Here is a 26,292-nt window from a genome sequence, read left to right as displayed (position 1 = left end):
GGGAGGTCAGCGGGCGCCGCCGGCCACGGCGGGCAGGATGGTGACGCTGTCGCCGTCGGCGAGGGCGGTGGAGATCCCCTCCAGGAAGCGGACGTCCTCGTCGTTCAGGTAGACGTTGACGAAGCGGCGCAGCTCGCCGCCCTCGACCAGGCGGGCGGCGATGCCGGGGTGGCGGGCGTCGAGGTCGGTGAAGAGTTCCCCGAGGTTGCTGCCGGTGCCCTCGACGGCCTTGGCGCCGTCGGTGTAGGTGCGGAGGATGGTCGGGATGCGGACCTCGATGGCCATGGGTGCGCTCCTGTGCGAGTCGTGAGGTGGGTGGGCCGCAACGGGCGCGGCAGGGCGGATGGTCCCGGGGCTCGGCGCCGTCGGCGGGCGGCGGGCCCGGGCGGGGCGGCTCAGCGCGAGCGCGCGGGCGTGCCGGGACAGATCGCGCTGGCGAGCCGGCACAGGTCGACGTGCAGGCGCGCCACGAGGCGGGTGCCCGGGGCCTGGTTGCTCACATCGACGGAACGCATGGGCTCATCGTATAGATTCCCCGCCCCGCTCCTCCATGCCTGTCTCGGGATCCGGATGTTCCCGTTTCTCAGGCTGAGACGACACGGGCCCGCCGACCGCTCGACGGCGGTCGGCGGGCCGCGCCCAGGTGGGTGCTGGTCAGGCCGGGTAGGCCTCGACGACCTGGACGTCTTCCTCTGTGATCTCGCCGTCCACGATGCGGAACGAGCGGAACTGGTACGGGTCGTCCTCCCCGTCGCCCTCGGCGGTGGAGACCAGGACGTAGTGGGCGAACGGCTCGGAGGCGTAGCTCACGTCGGTGCGCGAGGGGTAGGCCTCGGTGGCGGTGTGCGAGTGGTAGACGATCACCGGCTCCTCGTCGCGGTCGTCCATCTCGCGGTAGAGCTTGAGCAGGTCGCCCGAGTCGAACTCGTAGAAGGTGGGCGAGCGGGCCGCGTTGAGCATCGGGACGAACCGCTCGGGCCGTCCGCTGCCGGCCGGTCCGGCGACCACGCCGCAGGCCTCGTCCGGGTGGTCGGCGCGGGCGTGGGCCACGATCCGGTCGCGGAGTTCTCGGGTGATGGTCAGCATGCGGCCAGGATAGCCACGCTCCGGCGGGTGTCCGCCGGGGCGTCCGAGGCCCGGTCACCGGGCGTCCGCCACCTGGGCGCGGAGGGCCGGCGACCGGGCGTCCGCGGCCGGTTCAGCCGCCGTTGCGCGCGTGCAGGTGGTCGTGCGCGACGGCCTGGGCGGCCTGCGGATTGCGGCGCTTGAGCACCTGGTAGCCGACCACCAGCAGCACGGCCCAGCACGGGAAGACGTACAGCGAGATCCGGCTGCTCGCGTCGAAGGCGATCAGCACCACGACCAGGACGAGGAAGGCGAGCGCGGCCCAGCTGGTCCAGACGCCGCCCGGCGCCTTGAAGGTGGGCGGCGGCAGGTGGCCGGACCGCCAGGCCTTCCGGTAGCGGATCTGGCAGATCAGGATCATCGCCCAGGTCCACAGGCCGCAGACGGTGGCGACGGAGGTGATGTACTCGAACGCCTTGGCCGGGACGAGGTAGTTGAGCACCACGCCGGCGCCCATCAGCAGGCAGGAGACGGTGATCGCGAAGGCCGGGGTGCGGCGGGAGTTGAGCCCGGTGAGCCGCCCGGGGGCCTGGCCGCGCAGGGCGAGGTCGCGCAGCATGCGGCCGGTGGAGTACATCCCGGAGTTGCAGGAGGAGAGCGCGGCGGTGAGCACCACGAAGTTGATGATGCCGGCCGCCGCCGGGATGCCGATCTTGCCGAAGGCGGCGACGAACGGGCTGACGCCCGGCTGGAACTCGGTCCACGGCACGAGCGCGAGGATGACCGCCAGGGCGCCGATGTAGAACAGCGCGATGCGCCAGGGCAGCGTGTTGATGGCGCGCGGCAGGGTCTTCTCGGGGTTCTCGCTCTCGCCCGCGGTGACGCCGACGAGTTCGACGCCCAGGTAGGCGAACATGACGATCTGCAGGGTCATCACGGTGGCGCCGATGCCCTTGGGGAAGAAGCCGCCGTTCTGCCACAGATGGGTGATCGACGCGGTGTCACCGGCCTTGCTGAAGCCCAGGGTGAGGACGCCGACGCCGATCAGGATCATGCCGATGATGGCGGTGACCTTGACCATGGAGAACCAGAACTCGATCTCGCCGAACAGCTTCACCGAGATCAGGTTGGCCGCGTAGAGGATCACCAGGAAGGTCAGCGCGCTGATCCACTGCGGGATGTCGGGCGCCCAGAACCGCACGTACACGGCGGCGGCGGTGGTCTCCGCCATGCCGGTGACGACCCAGAACAGCCAGTACGTCCAGCCGGTCACGTAACCGGCGAACGGGCCCAGGAACTCCCGCGCGTACTCGGCGAAGCTGCCGGAGACCGGGCGGTAGGTGAGGAGTTCGCCGAGGGCCCGCATGATCGCGAAGATCACCACGCCGGCGACGGCGTAGGAGAGGATCAGGCTCGGGCCGGACCTGGAGATCGCGGTGCCCGCACCGAGGAAGAGGCCGGTGCCGATGGCACCGCCGATCGCGATCATCTGGATCTGGCGGCTGCCCAGCCCGCGGTGATAGCCCTCCTCGTCCGGTGTCGGGTCGACCACGTCGTCGTACAGCTGCTCGGCCATGGTGCACCGTCCTGGGTGGGTCTCGTGGGGTGCAGAAGTCGTACCACGCAGGGTCCGGATAGCGGCGTTCATCTGAGCGTTATTTGAGCATGACCTGATATGGTTTGCCCGATTTAACCGGAAATGCCCCGACCGCCCGTCCACATGCTGGACGAAACGGCCGGGGCTTGCCCGAAAGCGGGCAGGATCAGTCCGCGATCGCCTCCAGCAGCGTCTCCTGGAGCGCCCCCAGCCAGACGTACGCCATCACCAGCGGCTTGCGGTCGTCCTCGTCCGGCAGCTCGTAGAGCTCCTCGTCGTCCTCGCTGACCTCCAGCTGGACGCCCAGGGTCAGCCGCAGGTCGTTGAGCGCGCCCAGCCAGTGCAGGCAGTCGGCCGGGTCCAGCTTGAGCACCCCGCCCTCGCCGCCGAGCCGGTCGAGCATCCGGACGACGTGCAGCGCGTCCTCGCGCTTGCGGGCCCGCAGATCCACCTCGGTGTAGCGGCGGAACTCGCCCGAGGCGGCGCGGCTCTCCGGGTCCTCCGGCTTGGCCGGGTCGCCGTAGGCGTCCGGGAAGAGCCGCGCGAGCATCGGATTGGCCGGCGCCTCCGTCGGGCCCTCGGCGAACAGCGCGGCCAGCGGATCGCCGCCGTCCCCGCCCGGGCCGGGCCCGATCATCTGCACCATCCCCACCTCCAGGGAGCGCAGGATGGAGACCTCCAGCTCGTCCAGCGCGATCGCCGCACTGCCGCCGCCGGCACTCTCGAACAACCCAGCCATGTCTATCGGTCAACCCGTCTTCGTCGTCTCGGGTGGGTACTGGCTCCGCGGGCCCGCGGCCAGTCGTACCCGCGGCCAGTCGCACCCGCGGTCAGTCGTGCTGCAACGTCGCCCACAGGCCGTAGCCGTGCATCGCCTGGACGTCGCGCTCCATCTCCTCACGGGAGCCGCTGGACACCACCGCCCGGCCCTTGGTGTGCACGTCCATCATCAGCTTCCGGGCCTTGTCCTTCGGGTAGCCGAAGTAGGCCTGGAAGACGTACTGGACGTAGCTCATCAGGTTGACCGGGTCGTTGTGCACGATGGTCACCCAGGGCGTGTCCGGCTCCGTCACCGGCAGTCCTTCGACCTCCGGGCGCTCGATCTCCACGGGCGCGACACTCACCGCCGGGTCCTCCTCGCTGCGCAGTCCGTCCACGCCTCTTCAGCCCCATGCTGCCATCCGAGGGATCCCCGGGCGATTCCGGCCCGGGTCCCACCACGAGAAATCGTCACTCTGACGCTAAGTGGTAGTAGCATCATCCGCATGGACGCCACTTCAGTGCGCGCGGCCGGTTCGACCGCGCTCCTCACCGACCGCTACGAGCTCACCATGCTGCAGGCCGCCCTGCGCAGCGGGGCCGCGCACCGCCGCTCCGTGTTCGAGGTGTTCACCCGCCGCCTGCCCAACGGCCGCCGCTACGGTGTCATGGCGGGCACCGGCCGAGTGCTCGACGCCGTCGAGAACTTCCGCTTCTCCCCCGCCCAGCTCGACTGGCTGGCGGGCCAGGGCGTGGTCGACGACGACACCCTGCGCTACCTCGCCGACTACCGCTTCGGCGGTGACATCCAGGGCTACCCCGAGGGCGAGATCTACTTCCCCGGCTCGCCGCTGCTCACCGTCGAGGGCAGCTTCGCCGAGGCGGTGATCCTGGAGACGGTGATCCTGTCGATCCTCAACCACGACTCGGCGATCGCGGCCGCCGCCTCCCGGATGACCGCCGCCGCCGGCGGCCGCCCGGTGATCGAGATGGGCGCCCGGCGCGCCCACGAGCACGCCGCCGTCGCCGCCGCCCGGGCCGCGTACGTGGCCGGCTTCGCCGCCACCTCCGACCTGGAGGCCGGCTTCACCCACGGCATCCCCACCACCGGCACCGCCGCGCACGCCTTCACCCTGGTCCACGACAGCGAGCGGGACGCCTTCCGCGCGCAGATCGCCTCCATGGGCAAGGGCACCACGCTGCTGGTCGACACCTTCGACCTGCGCGAGGCCGTCCGCACCGCCGTCGAGGTGGCCGGCCCTGAACTGGGCGCCGTCCGGATCGACTCCGGCGACCTCACCCTGCTGGCCCACCGGGTCCGCCGCCAGTTGGACGAGCTCGGCGCCGAGAAGACCCGGATCATCGTCACCTCCGACCTCGACGAGTACGCCATCGCCGCGCTCGCCGCCGCCCCGGTGGACGGCTACGGCGTCGGCACCAGCCTGGTCACCGGCAGCGGCCACCCGACCTGCGCGATGGTCTACAAGCTGGTCGCCCGCGCCGAGGCCGAGGACGGGCCGCTGGTGCCGGTGGCCAAGCGCGCGGCCGGCGGCAAGAGCAGCATCGGCGGCCGCAAGTGGGCCGCCCGCCGGCCCGACGCCGACGGCGTCGCCGAGGCCGAGGTGGTCGGCACCGGGGCGGTCCCCGCCGCCCTGGAACCCCACCTGATGCAGGTGCCGCTGGTGCGGGCCGGCCGGATCGTCGGCCGAGAACCGCTCACCGCCGCCCGCGAACGGCACATCCGGGCCCGGGCCGCGCTGCCGCTGTCGGCCACCCAGCTCTCCAAGGGCGACCCGGTCCTGCCGACCGAACTCCTCCTCTGACCCGGCCCCGGACGACCGACGCGACCCGGCGGACGGCCCCGGGGCCCGCCCCAGGCCTTCCGCCCCCGCGCGCCACTCCCTAAAGTCAGCCGTAGAGTTCCCCTGGAGCTCCCCGAGAACCCCCGAGCCCCGCAGCGGGCCGAGCACTCCCGAGGGCTCCCCCACTCGGGGCCGCCACCGTCGCCGCCCCCCACATCCGAGGATGCGAGCCATGCACCGGGCACTGATCGTCGTCGACGTGCAGAACGACTTCTGCGAGGGCGGCAGCCTGGCCGTCGCCGGCGGCGCCGAGGTGGCCGCCGCCATCACCGACCTGATCGCCGAATCCTCCCCCGGTTACCAGCACATCCTCGCCACCCGCGACCACCACATCGACCCGGGCGACCACTTCTCCGACGAGCCCGACTACGTCAACAGCTGGCCGGTGCACTGTGTCGCCGGCACCGAGGGCGTGGGCTTCCACCCCAACTTCGCCCCGGCCGTCATCTCCGGCGCGGTCGAGGCGGTCTTCGACAAGGGCGCCTACTCGGCGGCGTACAGCGGCTTCGAGGGGCTGGACGAGAACAACCGCGGCCCGGTGGAGTGGCTGCGCGAACGGCAGGTCGACGAGATCGACGTGGTCGGCCTCGCCACCGACCACTGCGTCCGGGCCACCGCCCTGGACGCCGCCCGGGCCGGCTTCACCACCCGCATCCTGCTCGACCTCACCGCCGGCGTCGCGCCGGAGACCACCGCCGCCGCGCTGGCCGAACTGCGGGCCGCCGGGGTCGAGTTGGTCGGCACCCCGGTGGTGAGGCCCTAGTGTCCTGCCGGGGCGGACTCTAGTCGACCATCAGCTCCACCACGTCCGTACCGCCCACCTGGAAGGCCTCGCGGAGTTCGGCGCCGACCGCGTCCCGGTCGGCCGCGAGCCGGGCGCCGGAGACGTACACCACCCGGATCCCCAGGTACTCCATCCGGTGCTGGCCGCCGCGCACCCAGGCGGCCTCGCCCTCGCTGACGCAGCGCAGGTCCGAGTCCACCTCCAACGCGACGCCCCGCTCCGGCCAGTAGAGGTCCGGGACGGCGATGAACGTGCCGCCGCGCATCCGCAGTTCGGGGCCGGCCAGCGGGACGGGCAGCAGGCACTCGTCCACCAGCTCGCCGACCCGGTCCAGGACGAAGTCCCGCTCGCCGGCCAGCAGTTCGTCCAGCGCGGCGCGCACCCGGGGCTCGCCGGTCAGCCCGGACTCGGTCAGCTCGGCCGCCAACTCCCGTACCGTGCACCGGCTGTCGGGCCGGGAGACGGCCTCTCGCAGCACCTCCCGCACCGGCATCGGGACGCCGGCCCCCTCCTCGGTCCACTCGCACAGCGCGTCCGCGACCGCCCGGGCGACCGGCGCGCAGGCCAGGCCGTGCACCGACCGGGCCACCAACTCCCGTCCGGTGCGCCGGATCCGCACCTCGCCGGCATCCTTCAGCCGACGCTGACGGGGCACCAGGACGTCCACCCCGGTCACCGCGGGCAGCCGGGGCACCGCGGCGAAGCCGTACAGCGCGAGCGCGGCCGCACCGGTGATCACCGCCCCCTCGCGGCCCTCCTCGCGGCCGTTCTGCGCCGCGTACAGCAGCGCGGCCCACAGCCGTTGCTCCGGGGTCGGCCCGTCGGACTGCAGCAGGTAGACCCGGGGCAGCAGCCGCCGCCAGGGCCCGCCGCGACGGCAGTGCTCGGTGATGACCCGGGCCGGCACACCACGGGCGCGCAACTGGCTCGCGGTGACGACGTTCTGTTGACGCTTCGCCAGCTCCTCCAGGGACGGTGGCGGCGTGGGAATCCGGTAGCTCATGCCGACACCATCCCCAACCGCCGCGACCCGCCACCGGCCGCCTGACGCACTGTTACCCAACCGTCGCGAAATCGGGATCAGCCTGCACTAAAGTCCCCATACCCTCACCCATTCGGAGTAATTGACGGTCGTCAGGTTGTCGTATCTGATCGAAAACGATCGCCCACCAGGCCGCCTGACCCAGAGTGACCAAGGGCATACGCCGAGGGACCCTCCGCGCGTCAATCCCGCCCCTGGAATTGCCTAGGCTTACGTCATGTCACGTGACGAGACCGCCGGCCTCCGCGCGGCCCAGCTCCGCCTCGGCCGTCTGCCCGGATACGTCCGCCGCCCGGACCCGGCCCGCCGCAGCGGCGAACAGGGCCATACGTACAAGAAGGGCTGGGAGGTCCGCTTCACCGCCCGCAGCGAGGCCGAGATAGCCGAGATCCGCGACCTCGTGGTCGCCGCCGGGTTCGCCCCGGCCAGACCGTTCTTCAAGGGCCACCAGCTCATCCAGCCGGTCTACGGCATGGCCGCCGTCCAGGCCTACCTGGCCGCGAGACAGGCGGCCGAGGAACACGCCGCCCGCACCGCGCTCGGCCGCCGACGACGCGCGCCCGGCGGGCACTCCGCCAGTGGGCACCCGACCGGAGGCGGGCACCGGTGCGAGCGGGAGGAGGCCGCCGCCGGGGCCGCTGCGGCGGCTTCGGCCGCAGCCGCCACCGCCACCGCCACCGCCACCGCCACCGCCGCCCAACTGGCCCGGCGGCGGGCCATCGAGTCCTTCCCCGCCCAGGTCGAGCGAGGCAACGCCGTCGACGACCGGATCTCCCCGACGGAGGCCCGCCCCACGTCCTGACGCCGGACCACCCCAGCCGCGCCTCGGGCTTCGGTCCTCGGGCTTCGGCCCTCGGCTTCGATCCTCGGATTTCGACCCTCGGGCTTCGACCCTCGGGCCGGACGGCCTCAGGCCGCCGGGGCGTGGTCGATGTGCACGGTGGCGGCCAGCAGGCGCGGGACCGCCCGGATCAGCGCCTGCTCCGCCGCCTCCGCCACCCCGTGCGCCGCCACCACGGTGAGCGCACCGTCCACCACCACGTCCGCCTCGGCGCGCAGCGAGTGCCCGATCCACCGCATCCGCAGCGCGCCCACCCCGCGCACGCCGTCCACTCCGCGCAGCGCTCCCTCGGCGGCGTCCACCAGGCCCGGGTCCACCCCGTCCATCAGCCGCCGGCCGACCTCGCGCACCGAGCCCCGCAGCACCACCAGGATCGCCGCCGTGATCAGCAGGCCGACCAGCGGATCCGCCCACGGCAGGCCCAGCCCGACCCCGGCCGCGCCGACCAGCACCGCCAGCGAGGTCAGGCCGTCGGTGCGGGCGTGCACCCCGTCCGCGACCAGCGCCGCCGAACCGATCCGGCGGCCGGTGCGGATCCGGTAGCGGGCCACCCACTCGTTGCCGAGGCAGCCGACCAGCGCGGCCGCCGCCACCGCCGCCAGGTGGTCCACCGGCCGGGGATGCAGCAGCCGGTCCACCGCCGCCAGGGCGGTGAAGACCGCCGACGCGGCGACGGCGAGCACGATCGCCACTCCCGCCAGGTCCTCCGCCCGCCCGTAGCCGTACGTGTAGCGGCGGTTGGCGGCCCGGCGGCCGAGCAGGAAGGCGATCCCCAGCGGGACGGCGGTCAGCGCGTCCGCGAGGTTGTGCACGGTGTCGCCGAGCAGGGCCACCGAGCCGGAGAGGGCCACAATGGCCCCCTGGAGCAGCGCGGTGGCGCCGAGCACCACGAGCGAGATCCAGAGGGTGCGCAGCCCCTCGGCGGAGGCCTCCATGGCGGCGTCCACCCGGTCTGCGGCATCGTGCGAGTGCGGGCGCAGGACGTGGGCGAGACGATGCCGCAGGGCGGCCGTACGGGAGCGCCCGAGCCCGTGCCGGTGGTCGTGGCCGTGGCCGTGGCCGTGGCCGTGATCGCGGGTGTGGTCGTGGGCGTGATCGTTCGCGTGATCGTGGTCGCGATCGTGGGTGTGGTTGTGCGGGTGGTTGTGCGCGCGCGGCTTCGCGCCGTGGGCGTGGACGTCAGCCTCCATAAGGCCTACGGTTGCACATCAACCGACTTGCGGCTATGGCCGTCCTACACCCTCTGACCAGCTGCGACGTGCTCGCAACTACGCCACCCACGCCACTGCGCCACCCTCCCCCCGCCGATCTCCCGCCCGGCCGCCCCACCACCGCTCCACCATCGCGCTCCACCGGTCGACACCGGAACCGGCCGAGCGGCGGCGGGTTCCGGGCATTCAATCCGATTGGTCACCCAGCGCACCGAGGGCATACCGTAGAGTGAGCACAGATGATCGACCGTCAGAAACCCATCTCCCTTTCCGAGAAGCCGAGATGACCATTCGTCACGCGACGTCCGCCGAGCCACCCCCGGGGCCCGGCGAACCGGAGGACGTACCGCTGGAGTTCGCCGCCTTCTGCGAACTCCACCGCCCCCGGTACCTCAGCTACGCCCGGGTGTGGCTGACCGAACACAGCGCCGCGGCCGCCGCCGTCCAACAGGCGTTCGCCGAAATCGCCGTCCAATGGCGCGAGTTACTGGGCAGCTCCAACCCCACCGCGCAGGCCTGGCAGATCCTGCGCGGCACCATCGCCGACCACACCCGGCAGGTGCCCGCGACCCCGGACCACCACCCGGCCGACGACGACCTGGCGATCCTGCACTACGTGGTCGGCCTCGCCGCCCCCGAGATCGCCGACGTCATCGGCACCGACACCGCCAGCGTGGCCGGCCGGCTCCGGCGCACCATGCTGCGCGAGGCCTCCGGCTGGTGAGCCCCTCAGACCCGCTCGCCGGTCACGTCGAACAGGTGGTGCACCGGGTCGTGGATCAGATAGCGGGCAAACGACTCCACGGTGAACCGCGCCCCGTCGCTGCGGTCCCCGGTCCGCCCCCACTGCTCGCCCGCAACCCGCCCGAAGGCCGCGGCCAAGGTCTCCGCTGCCTCCGCCAGCTCCCCGGCCACCACCGCCGGGGCCTGCTCCCCGTAGCGCTCGGCGAGCGCCGTCTCGTCCTGATCCCAGTTCGGGAACAGCGGGCCGTCCTCGTCGAGCATCAGGTTCAACCGGACGTGGAACAGCCGGAACACGTCCCGGACGTGGCACGCGTACTCCAGCCCCGACCAGACGCCCGGCGCCGGACGCCGCCGCAGCCCCGCCCCGTCCCCGGCCAACAGGGCAAGCCAGGCCTCCGCATTGGCGCGGACCATCCCCGCGACGTCCTCCCGGACCACCGCCGGGGTGTCCAGCCCGCAGTCCGGGCACGGGCGTTCCAGCACCCAGGTCCAGTCCTTGCCGTCCGGAACGATCACGTCCGCCGGGTCCACACCGCGCTCGCCGCGCTCAGAAGTACTCATGGCCCCAGCATGGCCACCGTGCCGCCCACCCCACCAGCAGCAGGGGCGCCAACCGCCGCCAAGATGCTGCCAGTCCGGCCGGGGCGCCTCGCTCCTCACCGATACGGAGACGACCCCGGGCCCGGCCCGCCTCCCGCAGCCGCCCGCCTGCGCCGCCGCGCCCGCACCACCGACACCACCACCAGCACCACCCCGCCGACCAGCGCCCCCCACAACGCCAGCCCCAGCACCACCCCGACCCCGAACCACCCACCGCGGTCGGCCTGCGCCTCGGGCACGACAGCCTGCTCGCCCGGCGGCTCCGTCGCCTCCCCCGGCGGAGCCCCCTGCGACTCCCTCCGCCCCACCAACGGATTCTCCCGAGGCCCGCTGTCCACGGCCGGATTCGCCTCCAACGCCTTCGCCGGCGCGAGGATCCCGTAGCCGTACTTGTCACCGGGCACCGCCGACCCGTCAGCCGGCGCGGCAGCGGACTTGATCAGCCGGTTGATCACCTGCCCGGCGGAGAGCGCCGGGTACTTGGCCCGGATGAGCGCGGCCGTGGCGGAGACGTAGGCGGTCGCGTCCGAGGTGCCGTTACCGACGCCGTAGCCGGCGGAGGTCTTGGCACTCGCCCGGTAGATCTCCGCCCCGGGGGCGACCAGTGTGGTCTCCGGTCCGTAGCTCGACTTCTCCCACAGCCGCCCCTGCCGGTCCACCGCACCGACTGCCACTACTCCGGGGAAGGCTGCCGGGTACTCGACCTGAGCGGCCTGGTTCCCGCTGTTTCCCGTCCCGGCGATCAGGAGCACATCATGGTCGACCGCGTACTTGATCGCCTCCCTGGTCGCCTGGTCCGCTCCGGAGTAGCCGCCGATGGACATGTTGACCACCTTGGCACCGTGGTCGACGGCGAACCGGATCGCCTGCACCAGACCGACCTGTGCCACGGCGCTGTTGGACTCCCAACTCACCCGAATCGGGAGGATCCTGGCCTGCGGGGCCAGACCCATGATGCCGGCCCGGTCGCCGTGTCCGTGGCCGGCGATGAGACTCGCCATCCCGGTGCCGTGGCCGTCCTTGTCGACCGTGCCGTCCCCGCCGTCACCGGAGAAGTCCGCCCCAGGGAGCACTTGTCCGGTCAGATCCTGATGGTCCTTCATGACACCGCTGTCGATGACGGCAACCGTGACGCCGCCGCCCCGCGACACCGGCCACAGCTCGGTGTCCGCCCGGTAGTCCCCGAGTACCCACTGCGCGTCACGGACACTGTCCGCTCCGGCCGGTCCCGCCCCGATCGCCGCGACCAGGCTCCCTGTCACCAGCACAGCCGCCCCGCGCCCAAGCCGCCCGTACCTCAAGCCCGGTCACCCCACTCAGCACAGCGGCGCCCCCGCGGTACACGAACCACGAGGGCCCCGATCGAATCACCCGGTCGTCTGAGAACCAGGAGTCATTTCACCACGTTCGGATTGACGGGCGCGTCCTCCGCCCAGGTCTCCTCGTCCTCGACCAGGTAGTCCGGCCGCTTGCGGCCGTTCTCCTTGTCCTTGGTCTGCCCGCGGGCGCCCCCGTACGGGACCGCAGACGTCTGGGACGGCGCGGGAGCACCCGCCGACTCCGGTCGCGGTCGATTGCGCATCCCAAGGCCCGACCCGCCCTCGGTGAAGGCCCACTTGCCGTTGGAGGCGCCTTCCTTGGCTGGGGTCCGGCCACCCGGCACGGCTCCCGGTCGTTCACCCACGCCCACCACCGTGCCCCCGGCCCGGCCCGACGTCGGGCCTGCCGACCCGGCCCGGCCTCCCGGACCCGGGCCGTCACCGTGAACGCCCTCCGAGGTCTGCCCACTGCCACCGCGAACAGCGCCGGGTCCGGTCAGCTGGTTGCCCCGACCCCCGGGCCCTCCTTCGGCGGCCGCCTGCTTCTCCCGCGCCCGGTCGAGCAAGCCTGGCGTCGTTCCAACACCGCCAGGTCCGAACCCGCCGGGGCCGGCGGCGGTCTGGCTTCCGGGCCCCGAGGAGACCGGTGTGCCCGTCACCCCGGTCGACGACGCTCCCGCGGCCGTCGTCAGCTGCGAGGTGCTCACACCGTCCACTGCCGTTACCGCGCCGACGTTGGCCGGTCCCGGTTTGGCCGGTCCCGGCTTGACCGGGGCCTCGGTCGCCCGGCCCGTGATCCCGGGATCCGAAGGTACCGAGGTCCTCCCCGAGGCAGCGGGGGGCTTCGGAGAGGCACTGGTGCTGCTCGACGTCCGGTCCCGGGGCGGCACGGCGGTCGCCTCGGGTGGGGTGCCAAGGCCGCCGAGCGAACCCAGGTTGCCGACCCCCATGCCGGTCATCAGGCCGCCCACTGCGGCCACTCCCCCTTGGTCGGCACCGGTCTTGTCGGTGAAGTCGTCCAGTCCACCGGGCTTCAGCGGGGACGGCGGCTTCAGGGCCGGGGTGGCGATGCGGTAGTGCATGGCGAGGGTCTGCATGACGGTGGCGGCTTCGGCTTTTCGGCGGTCGGCGACGGGGATGTGGTCGTCGTCGCCGCCGAAGACGGAGGAGACGCCGTCGCCGACGGTGTCCTTGACCTTCTCCCAGGTGCTGGGTTCCTCGGGCATGTCGCGTTTGGCCTTGGCGATGGCCTCGGACATGGCGTGGAGGGTGTTGGCCGCGTCGTTGGCGTAGGAGGCGGCGTTGTTGATGCCTGCGGCGAGGTGGAGCATGCGGGTGTGGAAGGCGTCGCTGGTGGTGCCTTCCCAGGTGACGGCGGCTTCGGTGCTGGCGCGCGTGAGGGTGGTGCGGATGGCCTTGAGGGTTTCGGCGGCGCGGCGCCAGGGGTCACCGGCGGCCATGACCTCGCCGGGGTTGAGAGCCTCCGCCATCGCGCGGAGTTGGGCGTGGCTGTATCTGGTGAAGTCGGTGTAGGCCATGGGTGGTTCGCCTCCGTTCGGGCTCGGCCGGCGGTCGCCGGGAGTTGACGACGGGCGTTACCGGGCGGATGGGCCGCCGTCGCGGGTGGGCGGGGTGACGGTGTGCTCGTAGGCGGCCTTGCTGCTTGCGGAGGGGTTGGCGATGGACCAGCCGTCGTCGCCGAGTTTGAGCTTCTTCGCGGTGTGCTGGTCGTGTTCCTCGTAGTTGGTGGCGGTGAGTTCGGCGTTCTTCTGGGCGTCGTCGACGGCCTGTTGGAGTTGGTTGAGCACGTCGCGCAGGCCGTCGCGCATGGTGTTGTAGCGGTTGTGGATCTCGGCGGCCTCGGCGAAGGTGCCGAAGGAGGTCTTGGCGACGCCGCTGCGCCCGTGCGTGTCGGTGCCGTCGGCGTGGTGCTGGAATTCGGCGAGCAGGAGCCGGACCTGGGCGGCGAAGGCGCGGAGTTGTTCGACCTCGACGCGGTAGCCCTGGCCGCCTCCGCCGGTCGTGCCGGTCCCTGTTGCCACGTCGGCGCCTCCCCCGTGCGTCCGCGAGTCGCTGCCAGGGGTCGGGCCCCGGTGTCCATGTCTAACACACCGGGCCCGAATCCCGCCTGGTACATGGTCAGTTCGCAGGCGTCCCCGACCGGAGGGCGTCGGCGAGGGCGCGGCGGCAGAGGGAGTCGGCGTGCCGGGTGGTCTCGGGGAGCCGGTAGTCGCGGGCGAGGTGGAGGGTGGTGCGGACGGCGGTGTCGAGGCCGATGCGGTGGCCGATGGAGACGTAGACGGGTTTGACGCCGGGACGGGTGCGGAGGGCACGGCCGACTTCTTCGCCGGTGGCGGGGTCGGTGAGCGGGGTGGTGGAGCCGCGGGGGGCGTCGGGGTCGCGGTGGTCGAAGGTGAAGGGGGTCTTGGCGACGCCGAGGGTGCGCAGGCCGGTGAGGACGCCGAGGTGGCTGGCGAGGCCGAGGCGGCGGGGGTGGGCGAGGCCGTAGCCGTCGCAGACGACGGTGTCGGGGGTGCGGGTGAGGGCGGCGAGGGCGTCGAGGACGGCGGGGAGTTCGCGGAAGGCGAGCAGTCCGGGGGTGTAGGGGAAGGGGATGCGGCCGACGGCGGTGGCCTGTTCGACGACGGTCAGGGTGTCGCGGTCGAGGAGGACGGCTGCGGCGGCGACGAGGTCGTGTTCGTCGTCGTAGGCGACGTCGACGCCGGCGATGAGGCGGCCGCCGTCCGGGGCGACGGCGTCGCCGGGGTCGTCGTGGGTCTGGACGAGGGGGCGCAGGCGTTCCTGTTCGGCGAGTGCCTGGGCTTCGGTGGTGGGCCAGTCGGCGGGGATGGGCACGGGCGGTTCCCTCGGTGTGGCGGGTCGGGCGCGGTCCTGTTCACCGTATCGAGGGGGCGGACGACCCCGGGGTGAGCCTGTGCGCCCCCTGTGCCCCCGGTCCGGCGGGTTAGCCTCGACTTACCGAACTCCCTTGCCGGGTAGGACCCTGGAACCGGCACCATTCCCGCTCGTTTCCCCCGACGTGCGAAGGACCCCCGCCATGCCGCGTCCGTCCGCTGCCCAGTACTGCCTCGGCTCGTTCACCGTCGTCGCCGCCACGGTGGCACTGCTGGCCGTCTCGGGCGCCTCGGGCGTCCTGGAGGTCGCGGTGCTGGTGGGGTTCGCGCTGGCGCTCGGCACCCTGGTGACGGTGTTGTCGCTCGCCATGTCCGGCAGGTCGGCGGCGGGGGCGGCCTCCCCGGCGCCCGCCGGGCGCGAGTACGCCCGGCAGCGCTGATCCGCCGCCGGGCGTCGCGGTCCGCCTGACCGGGTCAGTCGGTGGTAACCACCACGGTCTTCGCGGCCTTGTCGTGGATGCACTGCCGGTAGGGCTTGTCGAAGACGCCGAACAGCCCGTCGATGATCCACCAGAGGGCGGCGCAGCAGAGCACGGCCGGGAGGATGTAGACGGCCGCGCGGGTCCAGGCGGCGGCCTGGGTGGGCTTGTTCCCGTCGATCAGCATGGCGACCCGGATGTGCATCGCCTTCTTGCCGAGGGTCTGGCCGTCCCGGCTGAGCATCAGCGCCTCGTAGAGGAGGTAGATGGCGCAGCCGAGCCAGAAGGCGCCGGCCGAGCCGGAGCGGTCGCCGAGGTTGGCGAAGGGGGCCACCACGATCACGCCGACGGCCTGGATGAGGACGTAGTCGATCAGCCGGGCGACGATGCGCCGGGGCCAGCTGCCGATCGGCGGCATGCCGGGAACGGGGCCGGCGCCGGGGGCTCCGTGGCCGGCGGGGCCGTAACCGGGCGGGGGCTGGCCGTAGGGGTTCTGGCCGTAGCCGGGCTGGCCGTAGGGGCTCTGACCGTGGGTCGGTCCGCCGTAGGTGCCGCCGTACGCACCGGGGCCGCCGGGCGGGGCATCGGACGGGCCGCCGGTGGGCGGCGGGGCGGGCGACGGGTTCGGGTCCGACGGCCGGCCTTCCGGCGTGCCGCCGCCCGGCTGCGGGGACTGCTTGTCGAAGGAGGGCTGGCCGCCCCCCTCCGGCTGGGGGCCCGAGGGGTCGTGGGTGCTCATCCCTCGAGTAGAACATCACACATTCTCGCGTTTTGGGAGATTCTGTCCGTTTTGCCGCCCCGGGCTCGAAGGGACCTTCACCGAAACCTTCGCCGGACCTTCGCGCCGTCAGGCGGCCGCCGGGCCCGACGGCCTCAGTCGCGGACCACCCGGGTGCGGGCCGCCCGGTCCTGCCAGCCGCGCCGGACCGGACGGTCGAACACCGGCCAGACCAGGCCGACGAGCAGCACGAGGCCGAGTTGCCTGACGGCCCATCGGAGCAGTGAGCGGCCGAGGCCCAGCCTGATCCGGGAGGCAGGGGCGGCGGCGTCCACCACCCGGATCCGGGCCAGCCGCTTGCCGAAGGTCTGGCCGGTCCGGGCGGTCGGCAGCACCTCGCAGAGCAGGCTGACGAAGAGCAGGATGCCGAGCAGGACCGCGACCTTGCCGAGCACCACGTCGTCCACCAGCCAGACCTGGACCTGGCGCCGGGTGAGGGCGCTGGCCATCCGGGCCTGGTCGAGCTTCTGCTGGAGGTGCTCGGACGCGGAGTTGCCGAGCGGGATGCCGGCGGCGACGGCGACCACGAGGAGGGCGGCGGTGTCCACGGCCCGCGCGGCCAGTCGGCGCCCGAGGCCGGCCGGCACCGCCGGGGCGGAGCGGCGCCGGGCGACGGCCTCCCGGGCCGGGCGCGGCACGGGCAGCGACGCGGCGGGCGTCGGGGCCGGCACCGGGGCGGATACGGCGGCGGCCGGGGCAACCGGCTCAGGCTCGACCTCGGCCTCGGCCTCGACGGCACGCTCGACTTCGCGCACGACCACCGGAACGGACCCGGTGACGGACGCCAGGGTCTCCCGTACCGCCACCGCCGTCGGGGCGGCAGCCGTGACCGGCGCAGCGACGGCGGCCGCCTCCACGGCCACCGACGTGACGCTCGATACGCCGGCCGGGACACCGGCCGGGACGGCAATCGGAGCACTCGCCTCGCCCGCGCGCCCCTCCTCGGCCTCGGGCGCCCCCGGAAGCACTCCCCAGGAGACCCAGCGCGACGCATCACCCGTCTCCGTCAGCCCCCGCTGCGCCCGCGGATCGGCCTGCCAGCCGGGCTCCTCCAGCCCGGTAGCCGAAACCTCGACGACCGGCTCACCGAAGACCGGTTCGCCGAACCCCGCCTCACCGAACGCCGGCCCCTCGAACACCGGCCCCTCGACCGCCGGCCCCTCGACCGCCGCCGCCTCCACCCCGGACGGCCCGACCGTCCGGAACACCGGCCCGCCGATCACCTCCGCCACCCGCGACCCGAGGACGAACTTCGCCCCGCCCGTGGTCTGGTCGAGGTACACGGGCCCGGTGTCCCCGCCGCCGACGGCCCCACCCCAGGACGGCTCCGCAACGGCCAGTCCCGCAACGGCCGGCTCCGGCGCCATCGGCGGCGGCACCGCCCGCGCCGCCGCCGTACCGGGGGCGGGCCGCCGGTCCGCGAACCGGGGCGGCTCCAGCACCTCACCCTCGGCGGGCGCGGGCCGACTGGTGCCCGGCACCCAGGCCGAGCCGCCCCAGTACCGGACGAAGCCGGGGATGGAGGGATCGGGATAGTAGCCCGGCTCGGGTCCGACGGCCGGGTCGCCGGCGGCGGCGAAGGGGCGGTCCGTCATGGGGGTCTTCTTTCCTGGCGGGTCCTGGCGGGGCCGACGCGGCACACCCGCCCGGCGCGCCCGCGAGCCGCCCGGCACGCGTGGGGCGCCGCCGGTAGGCGGACAGTCGCCGGGCAGTCACAAAGGGTAGTACCTCACCAGGGCGCCGACGGAAAGTTGGCGAATCACCGGACAGCGGGGGGCCGTCCGGGGTAAGGACGGCCGACCGGCCCCGGCGTGCGACAGATGTCCGCACGCCGCGACCCCGGCCGTTCACCACCCCTCACCGAACTTCCCGGAGAAATCCCGGAAACGTGTGTAAGAGCCGGTGTGGACCGACCTCTCAAGAGGTCAACGGGCCCGGAACCGGGCAGGAACCGAAGGCAGAGAGGAAGACGATCATGGAGCTCCCCACCAGCGTGGTCGAGCACGAACTGGAACTCAACCTGGTGCTCTCCCCCGAGCACAGCGTCCCCGTCCCGGCCCGGCTGTCCTACGGCAGCCACGACCCGTACGCGGTGCACATCACCTTCCACCTGGACACCGGCTCGCCGGTGACCTGGGTGTTCGCCCGCGAGCTGCTGGTCGAGGGCACCTTCCGGCCGTGCGGCCAGGGCGACGTACGGATCTGGCCGACCCGCTCGGGCCGGCGCAGCGTGCTCTGCCTGGCGCTGAGCTCCCCGGCCGGGGACGCGCTGCTGGAGGCGCCGCTGCCGGCCGTCGCGGCCTGGCTGGAGCGGGCGCACCGGCTGGTCCCGCCGGGCAGCGAGCTGGCCGCGCTGGACATGGACGGCTCGCTCGCGGACCTGCTTGCGTGAGCGCGCGCGAACGCGAGCGCACGTACGCACACGGGCGGACCGGCGGACCGACGCACACAGGCAGAGCCGCGCACGCGGGCGGACCGACCAACACGGGCAGACCCGCGCACACGGGCGAACCGACGACCAGGAACGGCGCCCCCGCCGGCTCAGCGGGCCGCGGGGGCCTGCTGACGGCCGCGGGCGGCGTCCGGGCCGCCGCCGTCGCGCTGGCCGGGCAGCCGGACCAGCGGTGCGCCGGCGGAGCGTCGCCGTGCCCTTATCCGGATGGCGGCGGCGAGCAGGAAGCAGAGCCCGACCCACGGGTAGATCGAGGTCGACAGCTGGCGCAGCGGTGACATGTGGAGGACGGCCACCCCGACCGGCTTCGTGACCCACATCGCGAAGGAGAGGAACGCGAGCAGCGTCGCCCAGAAGGCGGCCCGCCAGCGCAGCCGGCGGACGGCGGCCGGGCGGGCGTGCTCGACGGAGGCCTCGGCGGCGAGCAGGACGAGCACCGGCACGCACCAGACCCAGTGGTGGGTCCAGCTGATCGGGGAGATCAGCACGGCGGTGACGGCGGCGCAGCAGACGCCCCAGGCCTCGGCGCGGGGCAGCCAGCGGGCGCTGCGGGCGGCCCAGGCCGCGACGGCGAGGCCGGCCAGCGCGACCAGGCCGGCCGCGAGGGTGGCGACGGTGCCGGGTTCGGCGACGTGCAGCAGGCGGGCGACGGCGCCGCGCAGCGACTGGTTGTCGACGATGTACGTCTTGCCGACCCGCGAGGAGTCGTAGAGGTACTTGGTCCAGAAGCCCCAGGTGGCGTCGGGCAGGGCGACGGCGCCGATCAGGAAGGTGCCGAGGAAGGTGAGGCCGGCCACGATGGCGGCCCGGATCCGGCCGGTGATCAGCAGGTAGACGGCGAACAGGCCGGGGGTGAGCTTGAGGCCGGCGGCGATGCCGATCGCCATGCCCTTGCTGCGGCGGGCGTCCGAACGGGTGAGGTCCCAGAGGATCAGGCAGGCGAGCGCGAGGTTGATCTGCCCGTACCGGAGCGTGGTGAACACCGGTTCGAGCCAGACGCCGAGGCCGGTCACCAGGACGACGCCGATCGGCCGCAGTTCGCGGCGCGGCCAGCCGACCAGCTTGAAGGACAGGTGGGTCAACAGGGCGAGCAACCCGAGGTTGCCGAGAGTGATCGCCACCCGGAGGAACGGGACCGGGAACCAGGTGGTCGGCACGAACAGCATCGCCGCGAACGGGGGGTAGGTCGCGGGCAGGTTCCACTCGGTGACGCGTAGTGCGTACAGGTCGTCGCCGTTGGCGACGGCGGCGCCCTCGGCCCGGTAGACGATCATGTCGACCATCGAGGTGTGGACGAAGTGGCGAACCACTGCGTACACGACCAGGGACAGGAGCGCCACGGCCGAGGCGGCCAGCAGCGGTCGGCGGGGGGCCTCGCGCAGCGCGCGGACGGGGGCGCCGAGTGCGTCCCGCAGCCGGTCCGACAGGGGGGCGGGCGCGGGGTCGGGTGCGGTCCGCACCGGGCTGCGCTCGTCTTGCACCGCTGTCACCAGTCCACTCCGTCCACCGCTCGACCAACCGCCGACGATACCGGATGCGGCCCCGCCCGGCCCGGGCACGATTAGTCACGGAACGTGACGAATGTGCCCCGACCGGCTGTACTCCGTTGCGGGCGGAACACGGACGGCCGGGGCTGCGCGAAGGGGCGCGGGGCCTCAGCCGGTGCAGGCGAGAGGGCAAAGGGGCGAGAAAGCGCCCGAAGCCGACCGGGCGGCCGTCACTTCTGGAACAGCGTGCCCCGGCTGCGTCGCCGCCCGGCCCGCGCGGGGGCGCCGTCCGGGCGGGTCTGCAGCCGGAGCCGGATCTCCGCGCCGCCGAGCACGGCGGAGCGGCCGAGCGCCAGGTCGCCGCCGGTGGACTCGGCGAGCTTGCGGGCGATGTCGAGGCCGAGGCCGGTGGAGCCCTCGCCGCCGTGGCCCTCGCCGCGCTTGAGGGCGGCGGCCGGGTCGCTGAAGCCGGGGCCGGCGTCGCCGACCAGCACGATCACCGAGCTGTCGGTGGCGAGCACGTCCACCGAGAAGGCGGTGCCGACGGCGGTGTGCCGGAAGACGTTGCCGAGCAGCGCGTCGACGGCGGCGGCCAGGTCGGCGCGCTGGATCGGGACGGGCGTCGCCCGGTCGGCTCCGGCCAGCTGCCAGCGGCGCCCCTCGTCCTCGGCGAGCGCGGACCAGAAGCCGACCCGCTCGCGGATCACCTCGGCGACGTCGCAGCCGACCGCGACGGCGGGCGCGTCCTCGGGGGCGCGGCGGGCCGAGCGGATGATCTGGTCGACCTCGCGCTCCAGTTGGGAGACCGCGTGCCGGGTGGCGTCGGCGGCGTCGCCCTCGCCGAGCGAGGCGGCGTTGAGCCGCAGCACGGTCAGCGGGGTGCGCAGCCGGTGCGACAGATCGGCGGCCAGTTCCCTTTCGGCGGCGAGGAGTTGGACCACCCGGTCGGCCATGGTGTTGAACGCGTGGGCGGCCTCGCGCAGTTCCTCGGGGCTGCCGGCGGCCTGCTTGCCGTCCGCCGGGACGCGTACCGCGAGGTTGCCGGCGCCGAGCGAACGGGCGGCGGCGGCGAGCCGGCGGGCGGAGGCCACGATCCGGCTGCCCATCCGGTCGGCGACCAGCACCGAGATGGCGACCAGGCCGAGCGCGACCGCGGAGAGCACCAGCCAGGCGGTGGAGACGCCCCGGGTCAGGTCGCCGTCGGCGACGAACACCTCGACCACGGCGGTCCGCCCGGTGTCCACCGCGACCGGCTGGAGCAGCGCGTACCCGCCCGGCACCTCGACGGTGAAGGAACGGCCCTGCCCGCCGGCGGTGGACACGTCGCCGGCGGCGGCGCGGGCCTCGCCGAGGGTGGGCCCGCCGGGGCCGTCCACCCCCGGCAGTACGGCCTGGTCCGCCGAGGCGGGCGGTACGGCCTGGGCCGCCGGCAGGTGGACCGCCATCCGGCCCTGCCCGCCGGCGTCGGTGCTGGCCAGGGCGCGGTTGATGGCGTCCTGGTCGGTGGTGATGGCGAGGGCCGGGCCGAGCGCTGCGGCCTGCCGCTCGGCGGCGGTGAACGCGCGGTCCCTCGCGGTCTGCTGGACCATCAGGCCGAGCGGGATGAGGAAGGCCAGCGCGACCATCGTGGTCCCGGCCACGGCGGCCTTGACCAGGGCCCAGCGCAGCGAACGCCCGGACTTCCTCATGTCCGGTGCTCCACCGGTCCCCCGGCGGCCTCCAGCCGGACCCCGACACCCCGGACGGTGTGCAGGTAGCGGGGGTTGGAGGCGGTCTCGCCGAGCTTGCGGCGCAGCCAGGAGAGGTGGACGTCGATGGTCTGGTCGCCGCCGTAGGTCTGCTGCCAGACCTCGGCCAGGATCTCCTTGCGCGGCACCACCACGCCGGGGCGCCCGGCCAGGAAGGCCAGCAGGTCGAACTCGCGCCGGGTCAGGTCGAGCGGCCGCCCGTCCAGCGCCGCCTCGCGCCGCTGGAGGTCGATGGCGAGCCCGCCGACCCGCAGCACCTGGGCGACGGGGGCGGCGCCGCCGCCGAGCCGGCGCAGCACGGCGGCCATCCGGGCGCTCAGGTGCTCCCCGGAGAAAGGTTTCACCAGATAGTCGTCGGCGCCGTCGTTGAGCAGCCGGACGATCTCGGCCTCGTCGTCCCGCGCGGTCGAGATGATCACCGGCACATTGGTCAGGCCCCGGATCATCTTGAGCGCCTCGCTGCCGTCCAGGTCCGGCAGGCCCAGGTCCAGGATCACCAGGTCACAGCCGACCTGGGCAACCTCCCGCAGCGCCTCAAGTGCCGTGCCCACACTGCGGACCGCATGACCGGTGTCGGTCAGGTGCCGGATGAGGGCGGAGCGTACGAAGGGGTCGTCCTCGACCACGAGCACTGTTGCCATGGCCCTGCACGGTACGCCATCGGCGGGCAGTGGTCTGTACCTCGGGGTGGCCTCCGGACCTTGTGCAACTGCCGTGACTGATAACGGGGCTGTCCGTCTGCACCGACCCGGGATACGGCAGGATGAGCGGACGATGCGGAACGGACTGGTACAGCTCGGCGCCTGGGCGGCGGCCACCGGGGCGGCGGTGGCGCTGTCCTGGCTCGGCGTGCACGCGGTGCTGACCGGCGCCGCGTTCGAGCAGCCCACGGCGCTGCCGCTGCCCTCCCCGAGGGTCGACGGCACGCCGCACACCGCGACCGCCACCCCGGACCAGGGCCGACCGGCCACCCAGACCGCGGCCCCCTCCCCACCGGCCTCCCCGGCCGCCGCCACCACGACGACGACGCGCGGGCCGGCCGCCCCCACCGCAGCCACCGCCCCGCAGCCCACCCGCCGCCCCACGCCCACCGCCACCGCGACGTCCTCCGTGAAGAGCTACCCGGTGCCGGGCGGCAAGGTCGCCCTGGACATCCGCCCCGACAAGGCCTCGCTGGTCTCCGCCACCCCGGACCCGGGCTGGCAGATGCAGGTGTGGAACGGCGACCAGTGGATGCGGGTGGACTTCACCAGGGGCGAGCAGGCCAATTCGGTCTTCGTCTACTGGAACGGCCACCCGCCCGTGGTCGAGACGGCCATCCGCTGAAACCGCCTCACCAGGCCTCGAACGGCAGGTACCCCGGCAGGTACGGCCCGGCGTAGCCGGACCGGTCGACCAGCGTGTGCCTGGTCCCGCCGGGCACCCCGATCGTCGCGAGCACCACCGTGCCGAAGCGGTCCCGCGCCTCGTACGGCTCGGCCAGCGACAGCGCACCCCGGTCCACCGCGTAGTCGTAGGCGTAGTAGACGTCCGGCACGCTCACCGCGAGGTCCAGCACCCCGTCCCCGTGCCGGGCCAGGTACCCGGCCAGCTCCCGGCCGCGCGGGCCGATCACCTGGACCAGCGAGGTGAGCACGATCCGGGTCCCGGGCGCGTCGAGCACGTACGAGACCGTCTCCGGCTCCCCGGTCTCCGGCCCGGCGTACGCGCTGCAGCGCAGCCCGAGCGCGGCGGCGTAGCGGCGGGCGGCCCGCTCGGAGTCGCCGACCGCGAAGACCACCGCGTCGGTGCGGCCCGTCGGAAGGGGGTGGGGCTCTCCGAGTCCCGCGGCGAGCAGGACGGGTTCGGCGGCGGTGTCGGTCATGACGGCCCTCCCGGTAGACGTACGGGACCACGGTGGGTGCGACCACGCGCCGGGGTGGGGCCCGGTGCACGGGGTTGTGGCTGGAGGGTGGCGCCGAGCCGACCGGCGCGCAACTGTTCCGTTTCCTCCTGGTCAAGCTGTGCGCCGGGGCGGGAGAATCAGCGGCGCCGCTGTACAGAATGCCCACCGGAGGACGGAGCCGCGATGCCCACCGCCCACTCCCCGAGCTCCCCCGGCTCGCCCAACTCCCCCGCCCCGCAGGGTGCTTCGGCAGGCGCCGGGCCGGTCGGCGGGAACGACACGATCGACGCGCTGGACGGCCGGCTGATCCGGCTGCTGGCCGAGGAGCCCCGGATCGGGGTGCTGGAGTGCTCGCGCCGGCTGCAGGTCGCCCGGGGCACCGTGCAGGCCCGGCTGGACCGGCTACAGGCCAAGAGGGTGATCGGCGGCTTCGGCCCGGAGGTCGACCCGGCGGCGCTCGGCTACCCGGTGACGGCCTTCGCCACCCTGGAGATCTCCCAGGGCCAGGGCGCGGACGTGCGGGCGCACCTGGCGAGCGTGCCGGAGGTGCTGGAGCTGCACACCATCACCGGGGCCGGGGACATGATGGTGCGGATCGTGGCCCGCTCCAACGCCGACCTCCAGCGGGTGATCGACCGGGTGGTGGGCTTCGACGGGATCGTCCGCTCGTCCACCGCCATCGCGCTGGAGAACCCGGTGCCGTACCGCATCCTGCCGCTGGTGGACCAGGCCGCGGCCGAGTAGGCCGCCGTCTGCTTCGCCTGGTACCGGCAGGGCGAGGTCGAACTGGTCGACGCGGCGCCCGCCCCCGGCGCGCCGCTGATCGACCCGGACCGGTTCCGGATCGGCGCGCACGCCCACTCGGCCGGCAAGACCCTGCTGGCCCTGATGTCCGCCGAGGAGCGCCGGGCGCACCTGGCCCGCTACCCGATGGGCGTTCACCCCGTACACCCTGCGGGAGCCCGCGCACCTGCCGATGCTGCCCCGGCAGGGGCCGCAGCGCGCCGCCCCGATCACCCAGTGTCAGGAGTACGCGCTCGGCACGGCCGGGGCGGCGGTGCCGATCGTCGCGGGCAACGGCATCGCCGCGGTCTCGGTCTCGCTGCCGATGGCCCAGGCCCACCGGTTAGCCGGGATCGCCGCCCAGCTGCGGACCCGGCTGAGCGACGACGTCGCCTCGGTGGCCTTCGGGCTCTGACCGGCGGCCGGTCCGGTCAGCAGCCGGGGACGCTGCCGCCGCTCTTCAGCGCCTCCAGCGCCGAGACCGCCTCGCCGAGCGTGCCGACCGGCACCAGTCGCAGCGTCCCGGGCGTGTTCACCTTGGCGTCCGTGCACTCGTCCCTGGGCAGCAGGAACACCGTCGCGCCGTCCCGGGCGGCCGCCTGCGTCTTGAGCGGGACACCGCCGACCGCGCCGATGACGCCCTGGTCGTCGATGGTGCCGGTGCCCGCGATCTTGAGCCCGCCGGTGAGGTCGCCGCCCTTGCCGTCACCGGCGAGCTTGTCGATGATGCCCAGCGCCAGCATCTGACCGGCGCTCGGGCCGCCCACGTCGCCCAGGTCGACCTTGACCTTCACCTGGTCCGGAGAGAGGTGGAGGTAGCCGAGCGCGGCGGCGGTGGCGCTGTTCTGCGACTCGACCATCTGCCGGGCGGTCTGTTCCTCGGCCTTGGCCGGGTTGCCCGGCGGGTAGACCGTGTCGGTCGGGCGCACCGCCTCGTCCTGGTCGAACCAGGCCCGCAGCGCGCGCCAGAACCCGGTCTTCTCCCCCGGGTTGGTGGCCGAGATGGTGACCATCCGCAGCTCGCCCTCGGTGGCGCGCAGCGGCGCCCCGGTGATGGTGAGGACCGGCTTGTCCTGGTACGTGCCGAGGGTGTCCGCGGTCAGACCCGGCCAGGTGAGCGTGTACGGCAGCGGGACGAAGGCGGTCACGCCGAACAGCGCGGCGACCAGCACCCCGCAGAGGGTGAGCGCGCGGGTCCGCGGGGAGGTCAGGGCCTTGGGCAGCTTGGTGTCGGACACAAGGGGAATCCAAACACACCTCGGGGCCTACCTCAGTGCGTCGGCCACCTCGGTCGCCGCCTCCACCACCCGGGGGCCGACCCGCTCGGGCACCAGCCCGTTCAGCATCACCACGCCGACGCTGCCCTCGATGCCGCTCAGCCCGATCAGCGCGGCGGCCGCACCGCTCGCCCCGGACTGCTCCTCCGCACGGGTGATCACGAAGCCCTGCTCCGGCCGGCGCTGGCTGGGGAAGGTGCGGGCCTCCAGGATCGCCCGGCCGGCGGCGCTCTCGCCGAGCGGGTGGCGCAGCCCGGTGCGGTAGGCGACGTGGAAGTCGGTCCAGCTCGGCTCGACCACGGCGACGGCCAGCGCCTCGTTGCCGTCCACCAGGGTCAGGTGGGCGGTGGCGCCGAGGTCCTCGGCCAGGCTGCGCAGGGCCGGCAGCGCGGCCTCGCGCAGCAGCGGGTGCACCCGGTGCGCCAGGCGCAGGACGCCCAGGCCCACCCGGGCGCGGCCGCCGATGTCCCGGCGGACCAGGCCGTGCTGTTCCAGGGTGGCCAGCAGCCGGTAGACGACGGTGCGGTTGACGGCCAGTCGGGCGGCCAGCTCGGTGACGGTGAGCCCGCGCTCGGAGTCGGCGAGGAGTTTGAGGACCCGGACGCCACGGTCCAGGGTCTGGGAGGTCTCGGCAGTCACGACGGGCATCCTTTCCGCGGCGCTCGCGGGGCAGGCGGCGCCGGTCCGGGTTCGGTGTCGCGCGCAGGTGGGTGGCCGCGCTCGG

At 73.7% G+C, this 26,292-nt stretch carries 30 protein-coding genes; 9 read left to right on the top strand and 21 right to left on the bottom strand.

All coding sequences use genetic code 11. The annotated features are described in order from the left end of the window. Window positions 1-6 precede the first annotated feature (6 nt). The 6 genes from ACIOJE_RS16575 to clpS all read right to left on the bottom strand — a co-directional run bounded on the left by ACIOJE_RS16575 (window position 7) and on the right by clpS (window position 3,786). Complete coding sequence (locus ACIOJE_RS16575) at window positions 7-285, bottom strand: MoaD/ThiS family protein (protein ID WP_196952340.1); 279 nt, start codon at window positions 283-285, stop codon at window positions 7-9. 110 nt (window positions 286-395) lie between these two features. Continuing rightward, complete coding sequence (locus tag ACIOJE_RS16570) at window positions 396-515, bottom strand: putative leader peptide (protein ID WP_347878546.1); 120 nt, start codon at window positions 513-515, stop codon at window positions 396-398. 139 nt (window positions 516-654) lie between these two features. After that, window positions 655-1,086 (bottom strand): M67 family metallopeptidase, encoded by a 432-nt coding sequence (locus ACIOJE_RS16565; RefSeq protein ID WP_280680035.1) that lies wholly within the window; start codon window positions 1,084-1,086, stop codon window positions 655-657. Between the two features lie 112 nt (window positions 1,087-1,198). Next, entirely contained in the window at window positions 1,199-2,641 is a 1,443-nt protein-coding gene (locus tag ACIOJE_RS16560; RefSeq protein ID WP_280680037.1) for an amino acid permease, read from the bottom strand. Between the two features lie 187 nt (window positions 2,642-2,828). Beyond that, window positions 2,829-3,401, bottom strand: a complete 573-nt coding sequence (locus tag ACIOJE_RS16555; RefSeq protein WP_400776875.1) for a DUF2017 domain-containing protein — start codon at window positions 3,399-3,401, stop codon at window positions 2,829-2,831. A gap of 91 nt (window positions 3,402-3,492) precedes the next feature. Continuing rightward, a complete protein-coding gene (clpS, locus tag ACIOJE_RS16550) occupies window positions 3,493-3,786 on the bottom strand; it encodes an ATP-dependent Clp protease adapter ClpS (protein WP_280680041.1) in 294 nt (97 codons plus the stop codon). Window positions 3,787-3,927: 141 nt separating this feature from the next. Between clpS and ACIOJE_RS16545 the strand changes: the two genes are divergently transcribed. Beyond that, a complete protein-coding gene (locus ACIOJE_RS16545) occupies window positions 3,928-5,244 on the top strand; it encodes a nicotinate phosphoribosyltransferase (RefSeq protein WP_400776872.1) in 1,317 nt (438 codons plus the stop codon). Between the two features lie 211 nt (window positions 5,245-5,455). Then, window positions 5,456-6,046: an isochorismatase family protein gene (locus ACIOJE_RS16540; RefSeq protein WP_280680045.1), complete on the top strand. Its 591-nt coding sequence runs from the start codon at window positions 5,456-5,458 to the stop codon at window positions 6,044-6,046. A 19-nt stretch (window positions 6,047-6,065) separates the two neighbouring features. Here the strand turns inward: ACIOJE_RS16540 and ACIOJE_RS16535 are convergent, their stop codons facing one another. Then, the gene (locus tag ACIOJE_RS16535; protein ID WP_400776869.1) at window positions 6,066-7,070 is read right to left on the bottom strand and encodes a hypothetical protein; all 1,005 of its coding nucleotides are present in this window, start codon (window positions 7,068-7,070) and stop codon (window positions 6,066-6,068) included. A gap of 256 nt (window positions 7,071-7,326) precedes the next feature. Between ACIOJE_RS16535 and ACIOJE_RS16530 the strand changes: the two genes are divergently transcribed. After that, window positions 7,327-7,911, top strand: coding sequence for a hypothetical protein (locus ACIOJE_RS16530; protein ID WP_400776866.1), 585 nt, complete (start codon window positions 7,327-7,329; stop codon window positions 7,909-7,911). 107 nt (window positions 7,912-8,018) lie between these two features. On the opposite strand, the gene ACIOJE_RS16525 is transcribed toward ACIOJE_RS16530, so the two are convergent. Further along, window positions 8,019-9,140 carry a cation diffusion facilitator family transporter gene (locus ACIOJE_RS16525; RefSeq protein WP_400776864.1) on the bottom strand — a complete coding sequence of 374 codons (1,122 nt, stop codon included), beginning with the start codon at window positions 9,138-9,140 and terminating at the stop codon, window positions 8,019-8,021. A 304-nt stretch (window positions 9,141-9,444) separates the two neighbouring features. On the opposite strand from ACIOJE_RS16525, the gene ACIOJE_RS16520 reads away from it, so the two are divergent. Continuing rightward, the gene (locus ACIOJE_RS16520; protein ID WP_280680053.1) at window positions 9,445-9,885 is read left to right on the top strand and encodes a hypothetical protein; all 441 of its coding nucleotides are present in this window, start codon (window positions 9,445-9,447) and stop codon (window positions 9,883-9,885) included. Between the two features lie 5 nt (window positions 9,886-9,890). Here the strand turns inward: ACIOJE_RS16520 and ACIOJE_RS16515 are convergent, their stop codons facing one another. The 5 genes from ACIOJE_RS16515 to ACIOJE_RS16495 form a co-directional block, all read right to left on the bottom strand. Then, window positions 9,891-10,466, bottom strand: coding sequence for a DinB family protein (locus ACIOJE_RS16515; protein WP_400776861.1), 576 nt, complete (start codon window positions 10,464-10,466; stop codon window positions 9,891-9,893). A 95-nt stretch (window positions 10,467-10,561) separates the two neighbouring features. Further along, on the bottom strand, window positions 10,562-11,767 hold the full coding sequence (mycP, locus tag ACIOJE_RS16510) for a type VII secretion-associated serine protease mycosin (RefSeq protein ID WP_400776859.1): 1,206 nt from the start codon (window positions 11,765-11,767) through the stop codon (window positions 10,562-10,564). Window positions 11,768-11,898: 131 nt separating this feature from the next. Continuing rightward, window positions 11,899-13,362 carry a hypothetical protein gene (locus tag ACIOJE_RS16505; protein ID WP_400776856.1) on the bottom strand — a complete coding sequence of 488 codons (1,464 nt, stop codon included), beginning with the start codon at window positions 13,360-13,362 and terminating at the stop codon, window positions 11,899-11,901. A gap of 57 nt (window positions 13,363-13,419) precedes the next feature. After that, window positions 13,420-13,866, bottom strand: a complete 447-nt coding sequence (locus ACIOJE_RS16500; RefSeq protein ID WP_400776854.1) for a DUF2563 family protein — start codon at window positions 13,864-13,866, stop codon at window positions 13,420-13,422. A gap of 97 nt (window positions 13,867-13,963) precedes the next feature. Then, window positions 13,964-14,680: an endonuclease V gene (locus tag ACIOJE_RS16495; RefSeq protein ID WP_400776851.1), complete on the bottom strand. Its 717-nt coding sequence runs from the start codon at window positions 14,678-14,680 to the stop codon at window positions 13,964-13,966. A gap of 202 nt (window positions 14,681-14,882) precedes the next feature. Between ACIOJE_RS16495 and ACIOJE_RS16490 the strand changes: the two genes are divergently transcribed. Further along, on the top strand, window positions 14,883-15,119 hold the full coding sequence (locus ACIOJE_RS16490) for a hypothetical protein (protein WP_400776848.1): 237 nt from the start codon (window positions 14,883-14,885) through the stop codon (window positions 15,117-15,119). A 34-nt stretch (window positions 15,120-15,153) separates the two neighbouring features. On the opposite strand, the gene ACIOJE_RS16485 is transcribed toward ACIOJE_RS16490, so the two are convergent. Both ACIOJE_RS16485 and ACIOJE_RS16480 read right to left on the bottom strand, forming a co-directional pair. Then, a complete protein-coding gene (locus ACIOJE_RS16485; protein WP_400776846.1) occupies window positions 15,154-15,897 on the bottom strand; it encodes an RDD family protein in 744 nt (247 codons plus the stop codon). Window positions 15,898-16,031: 134 nt separating this feature from the next. After that, window positions 16,032-17,531, bottom strand: coding sequence for an RDD family protein (locus ACIOJE_RS16480; RefSeq protein ID WP_400776843.1), 1,500 nt, complete (start codon window positions 17,529-17,531; stop codon window positions 16,032-16,034). A 380-nt stretch (window positions 17,532-17,911) separates the two neighbouring features. Between ACIOJE_RS16480 and ACIOJE_RS16475 the strand changes: the two genes are divergently transcribed. Then, window positions 17,912-18,328, top strand: coding sequence for an SsgA family sporulation/cell division regulator (locus tag ACIOJE_RS16475; RefSeq protein ID WP_400776840.1), 417 nt, complete (start codon window positions 17,912-17,914; stop codon window positions 18,326-18,328). Window positions 18,329-18,477: 149 nt separating this feature from the next. Here ACIOJE_RS16475 and ACIOJE_RS16470 read toward each other — a convergent pair whose 3' ends face one another. The 3 genes from ACIOJE_RS16470 to ACIOJE_RS16460 all read right to left on the bottom strand — a co-directional run bounded on the left by ACIOJE_RS16470 (window position 18,478) and on the right by ACIOJE_RS16460 (window position 22,264). Beyond that, entirely contained in the window at window positions 18,478-19,878 is a 1,401-nt protein-coding gene (locus ACIOJE_RS16470) for a glycosyltransferase 87 family protein (RefSeq protein WP_280680085.1), read from the bottom strand. Window positions 19,879-20,105: 227 nt separating this feature from the next. Further along, window positions 20,106-21,563 (bottom strand): HAMP domain-containing sensor histidine kinase, encoded by a 1,458-nt coding sequence (locus tag ACIOJE_RS16465; protein ID WP_280680087.1) that lies wholly within the window; start codon window positions 21,561-21,563, stop codon window positions 20,106-20,108. Further along, window positions 21,560-22,264 (bottom strand): response regulator transcription factor, encoded by a 705-nt coding sequence (locus ACIOJE_RS16460; RefSeq protein ID WP_400776836.1) that lies wholly within the window; start codon window positions 22,262-22,264, stop codon window positions 21,560-21,562. Before ACIOJE_RS16460 ends, ACIOJE_RS16465 begins: the two co-directional genes overlap by 4 nt. A gap of 133 nt (window positions 22,265-22,397) precedes the next feature. Between ACIOJE_RS16460 and ACIOJE_RS16455 the strand changes: the two genes are divergently transcribed. Continuing rightward, a complete protein-coding gene (locus ACIOJE_RS16455; protein WP_280680091.1) occupies window positions 22,398-22,949 on the top strand; it encodes a hypothetical protein in 552 nt (183 codons plus the stop codon). A gap of 7 nt (window positions 22,950-22,956) precedes the next feature. On the opposite strand, the gene ACIOJE_RS16450 is transcribed toward ACIOJE_RS16455, so the two are convergent. Further along, window positions 22,957-23,487, bottom strand: a complete 531-nt coding sequence (locus ACIOJE_RS16450) for a VOC family protein (protein ID WP_280680093.1) — start codon at window positions 23,485-23,487, stop codon at window positions 22,957-22,959. A 204-nt stretch (window positions 23,488-23,691) separates the two neighbouring features. On the opposite strand from ACIOJE_RS16450, the gene ACIOJE_RS16445 reads away from it, so the two are divergent. Both ACIOJE_RS16445 and ACIOJE_RS16440 read left to right on the top strand, forming a co-directional pair. Beyond that, a complete protein-coding gene (locus tag ACIOJE_RS16445) occupies window positions 23,692-24,252 on the top strand; it encodes an Lrp/AsnC family transcriptional regulator (RefSeq protein ID WP_400776833.1) in 561 nt (186 codons plus the stop codon). Between the two features lie 232 nt (window positions 24,253-24,484). Continuing rightward, window positions 24,485-24,706 (top strand): hypothetical protein, encoded by a 222-nt coding sequence (locus tag ACIOJE_RS16440; protein WP_400776830.1) that lies wholly within the window; start codon window positions 24,485-24,487, stop codon window positions 24,704-24,706. A 16-nt stretch (window positions 24,707-24,722) separates the two neighbouring features. Here ACIOJE_RS16440 and ACIOJE_RS16435 read toward each other — a convergent pair whose 3' ends face one another. Together ACIOJE_RS16435 and ACIOJE_RS16430 are read right to left on the bottom strand one after the other, a co-directional pair. Continuing rightward, on the bottom strand, window positions 24,723-25,529 hold the full coding sequence (locus ACIOJE_RS16435; RefSeq protein ID WP_400776829.1) for a hypothetical protein: 807 nt from the start codon (window positions 25,527-25,529) through the stop codon (window positions 24,723-24,725). Window positions 25,530-25,556: 27 nt separating this feature from the next. Next, window positions 25,557-26,207, bottom strand: coding sequence for an IclR family transcriptional regulator (locus ACIOJE_RS16430; protein WP_280680098.1), 651 nt, complete (start codon window positions 26,205-26,207; stop codon window positions 25,557-25,559). Between the last annotated feature and the right edge of the window lie 85 nt (window positions 26,208-26,292).

The organism is Kitasatospora sp. NPDC087861, from assembly GCF_044742585.1.
Classification (GTDB): Bacteria; Actinomycetota; Actinomycetes; order Streptomycetales; family Streptomycetaceae; genus Kitasatospora.
The sequence above is the reverse complement of the archived record's forward strand: the minus strand, read 5'-3'. Positions and strand labels throughout refer to the sequence as shown.

Bases quoted from the DNA above. Each gene is read 5' to 3' on its own strand.
- ACIOJE_RS16575 (WP_196952340.1), bottom strand. From the start codon at position 285: ATGGCCATCGAGGTCCGCATCCCGACCATCCTCCGCACCTACACCGAC.
- ACIOJE_RS16570 (WP_347878546.1), bottom strand. From the start codon at position 515: ATGCGTTCCGTCGATGTGAGCAACCAGGCCCCGGGCACCCGCCTCGTG.
- ACIOJE_RS16565 (WP_280680035.1), bottom strand. From the start codon at position 1,086: ATGCTGACCATCACCCGAGAACTCCGCGACCGGATCGTGGCCCACGCC.
- ACIOJE_RS16560 (WP_280680037.1), bottom strand. From the start codon at position 2,641: ATGGCCGAGCAGCTGTACGACGACGTGGTCGACCCGACACCGGACGAG.
- ACIOJE_RS16555 (WP_400776875.1), bottom strand. From the start codon at position 3,401: ATGGCTGGGTTGTTCGAGAGTGCCGGCGGCGGCAGTGCGGCGATCGCG.
- ACIOJE_RS16545 (WP_400776872.1), top strand. From the start codon at position 3,928: ATGGACGCCACTTCAGTGCGCGCGGCCGGTTCGACCGCGCTCCTCACC.
- ACIOJE_RS16540 (WP_280680045.1), top strand. From the start codon at position 5,456: ATGCACCGGGCACTGATCGTCGTCGACGTGCAGAACGACTTCTGCGAG.
- ACIOJE_RS16535 (WP_400776869.1), bottom strand. From the start codon at position 7,070: ATGAGCTACCGGATTCCCACGCCGCCACCGTCCCTGGAGGAGCTGGCG.
- ACIOJE_RS16530 (WP_400776866.1), top strand. From the start codon at position 7,327: ATGTCACGTGACGAGACCGCCGGCCTCCGCGCGGCCCAGCTCCGCCTC.
- ACIOJE_RS16525 (WP_400776864.1), bottom strand. From the start codon at position 9,140: ATGGAGGCTGACGTCCACGCCCACGGCGCGAAGCCGCGCGCGCACAAC.
- ACIOJE_RS16520 (WP_280680053.1), top strand. From the start codon at position 9,445: ATGACCATTCGTCACGCGACGTCCGCCGAGCCACCCCCGGGGCCCGGC.
- ACIOJE_RS16515 (WP_400776861.1), bottom strand. From the start codon at position 10,466: ATGAGTACTTCTGAGCGCGGCGAGCGCGGTGTGGACCCGGCGGACGTG.
- ACIOJE_RS16505 (WP_400776856.1), bottom strand. From the start codon at position 13,362: ATGGCCTACACCGACTTCACCAGATACAGCCACGCCCAACTCCGCGCG.
- ACIOJE_RS16490 (WP_400776848.1), top strand. From the start codon at position 14,883: ATGCCGCGTCCGTCCGCTGCCCAGTACTGCCTCGGCTCGTTCACCGTC.
- ACIOJE_RS16485 (WP_400776846.1), bottom strand. From the start codon at position 15,897: ATGAGCACCCACGACCCCTCGGGCCCCCAGCCGGAGGGGGGCGGCCAG.
- ACIOJE_RS16480 (WP_400776843.1), bottom strand. From the start codon at position 17,531: ATGACGGACCGCCCCTTCGCCGCCGCCGGCGACCCGGCCGTCGGACCC.
- ACIOJE_RS16475 (WP_400776840.1), top strand. From the start codon at position 17,912: ATGGAGCTCCCCACCAGCGTGGTCGAGCACGAACTGGAACTCAACCTG.
- ACIOJE_RS16465 (WP_280680087.1), bottom strand. From the start codon at position 21,563: ATGAGGAAGTCCGGGCGTTCGCTGCGCTGGGCCCTGGTCAAGGCCGCC.
- ACIOJE_RS16460 (WP_400776836.1), bottom strand. From the start codon at position 22,264: ATGGCAACAGTGCTCGTGGTCGAGGACGACCCCTTCGTACGCTCCGCC.
- ACIOJE_RS16455 (WP_280680091.1), top strand. From the start codon at position 22,398: ATGCGGAACGGACTGGTACAGCTCGGCGCCTGGGCGGCGGCCACCGGG.
- ACIOJE_RS16450 (WP_280680093.1), bottom strand. From the start codon at position 23,487: ATGACCGACACCGCCGCCGAACCCGTCCTGCTCGCCGCGGGACTCGGA.
- ACIOJE_RS16445 (WP_400776833.1), top strand. From the start codon at position 23,692: ATGCCCACCGCCCACTCCCCGAGCTCCCCCGGCTCGCCCAACTCCCCC.
- ACIOJE_RS16440 (WP_400776830.1), top strand. From the start codon at position 24,485: ATGCTGCCCCGGCAGGGGCCGCAGCGCGCCGCCCCGATCACCCAGTGT.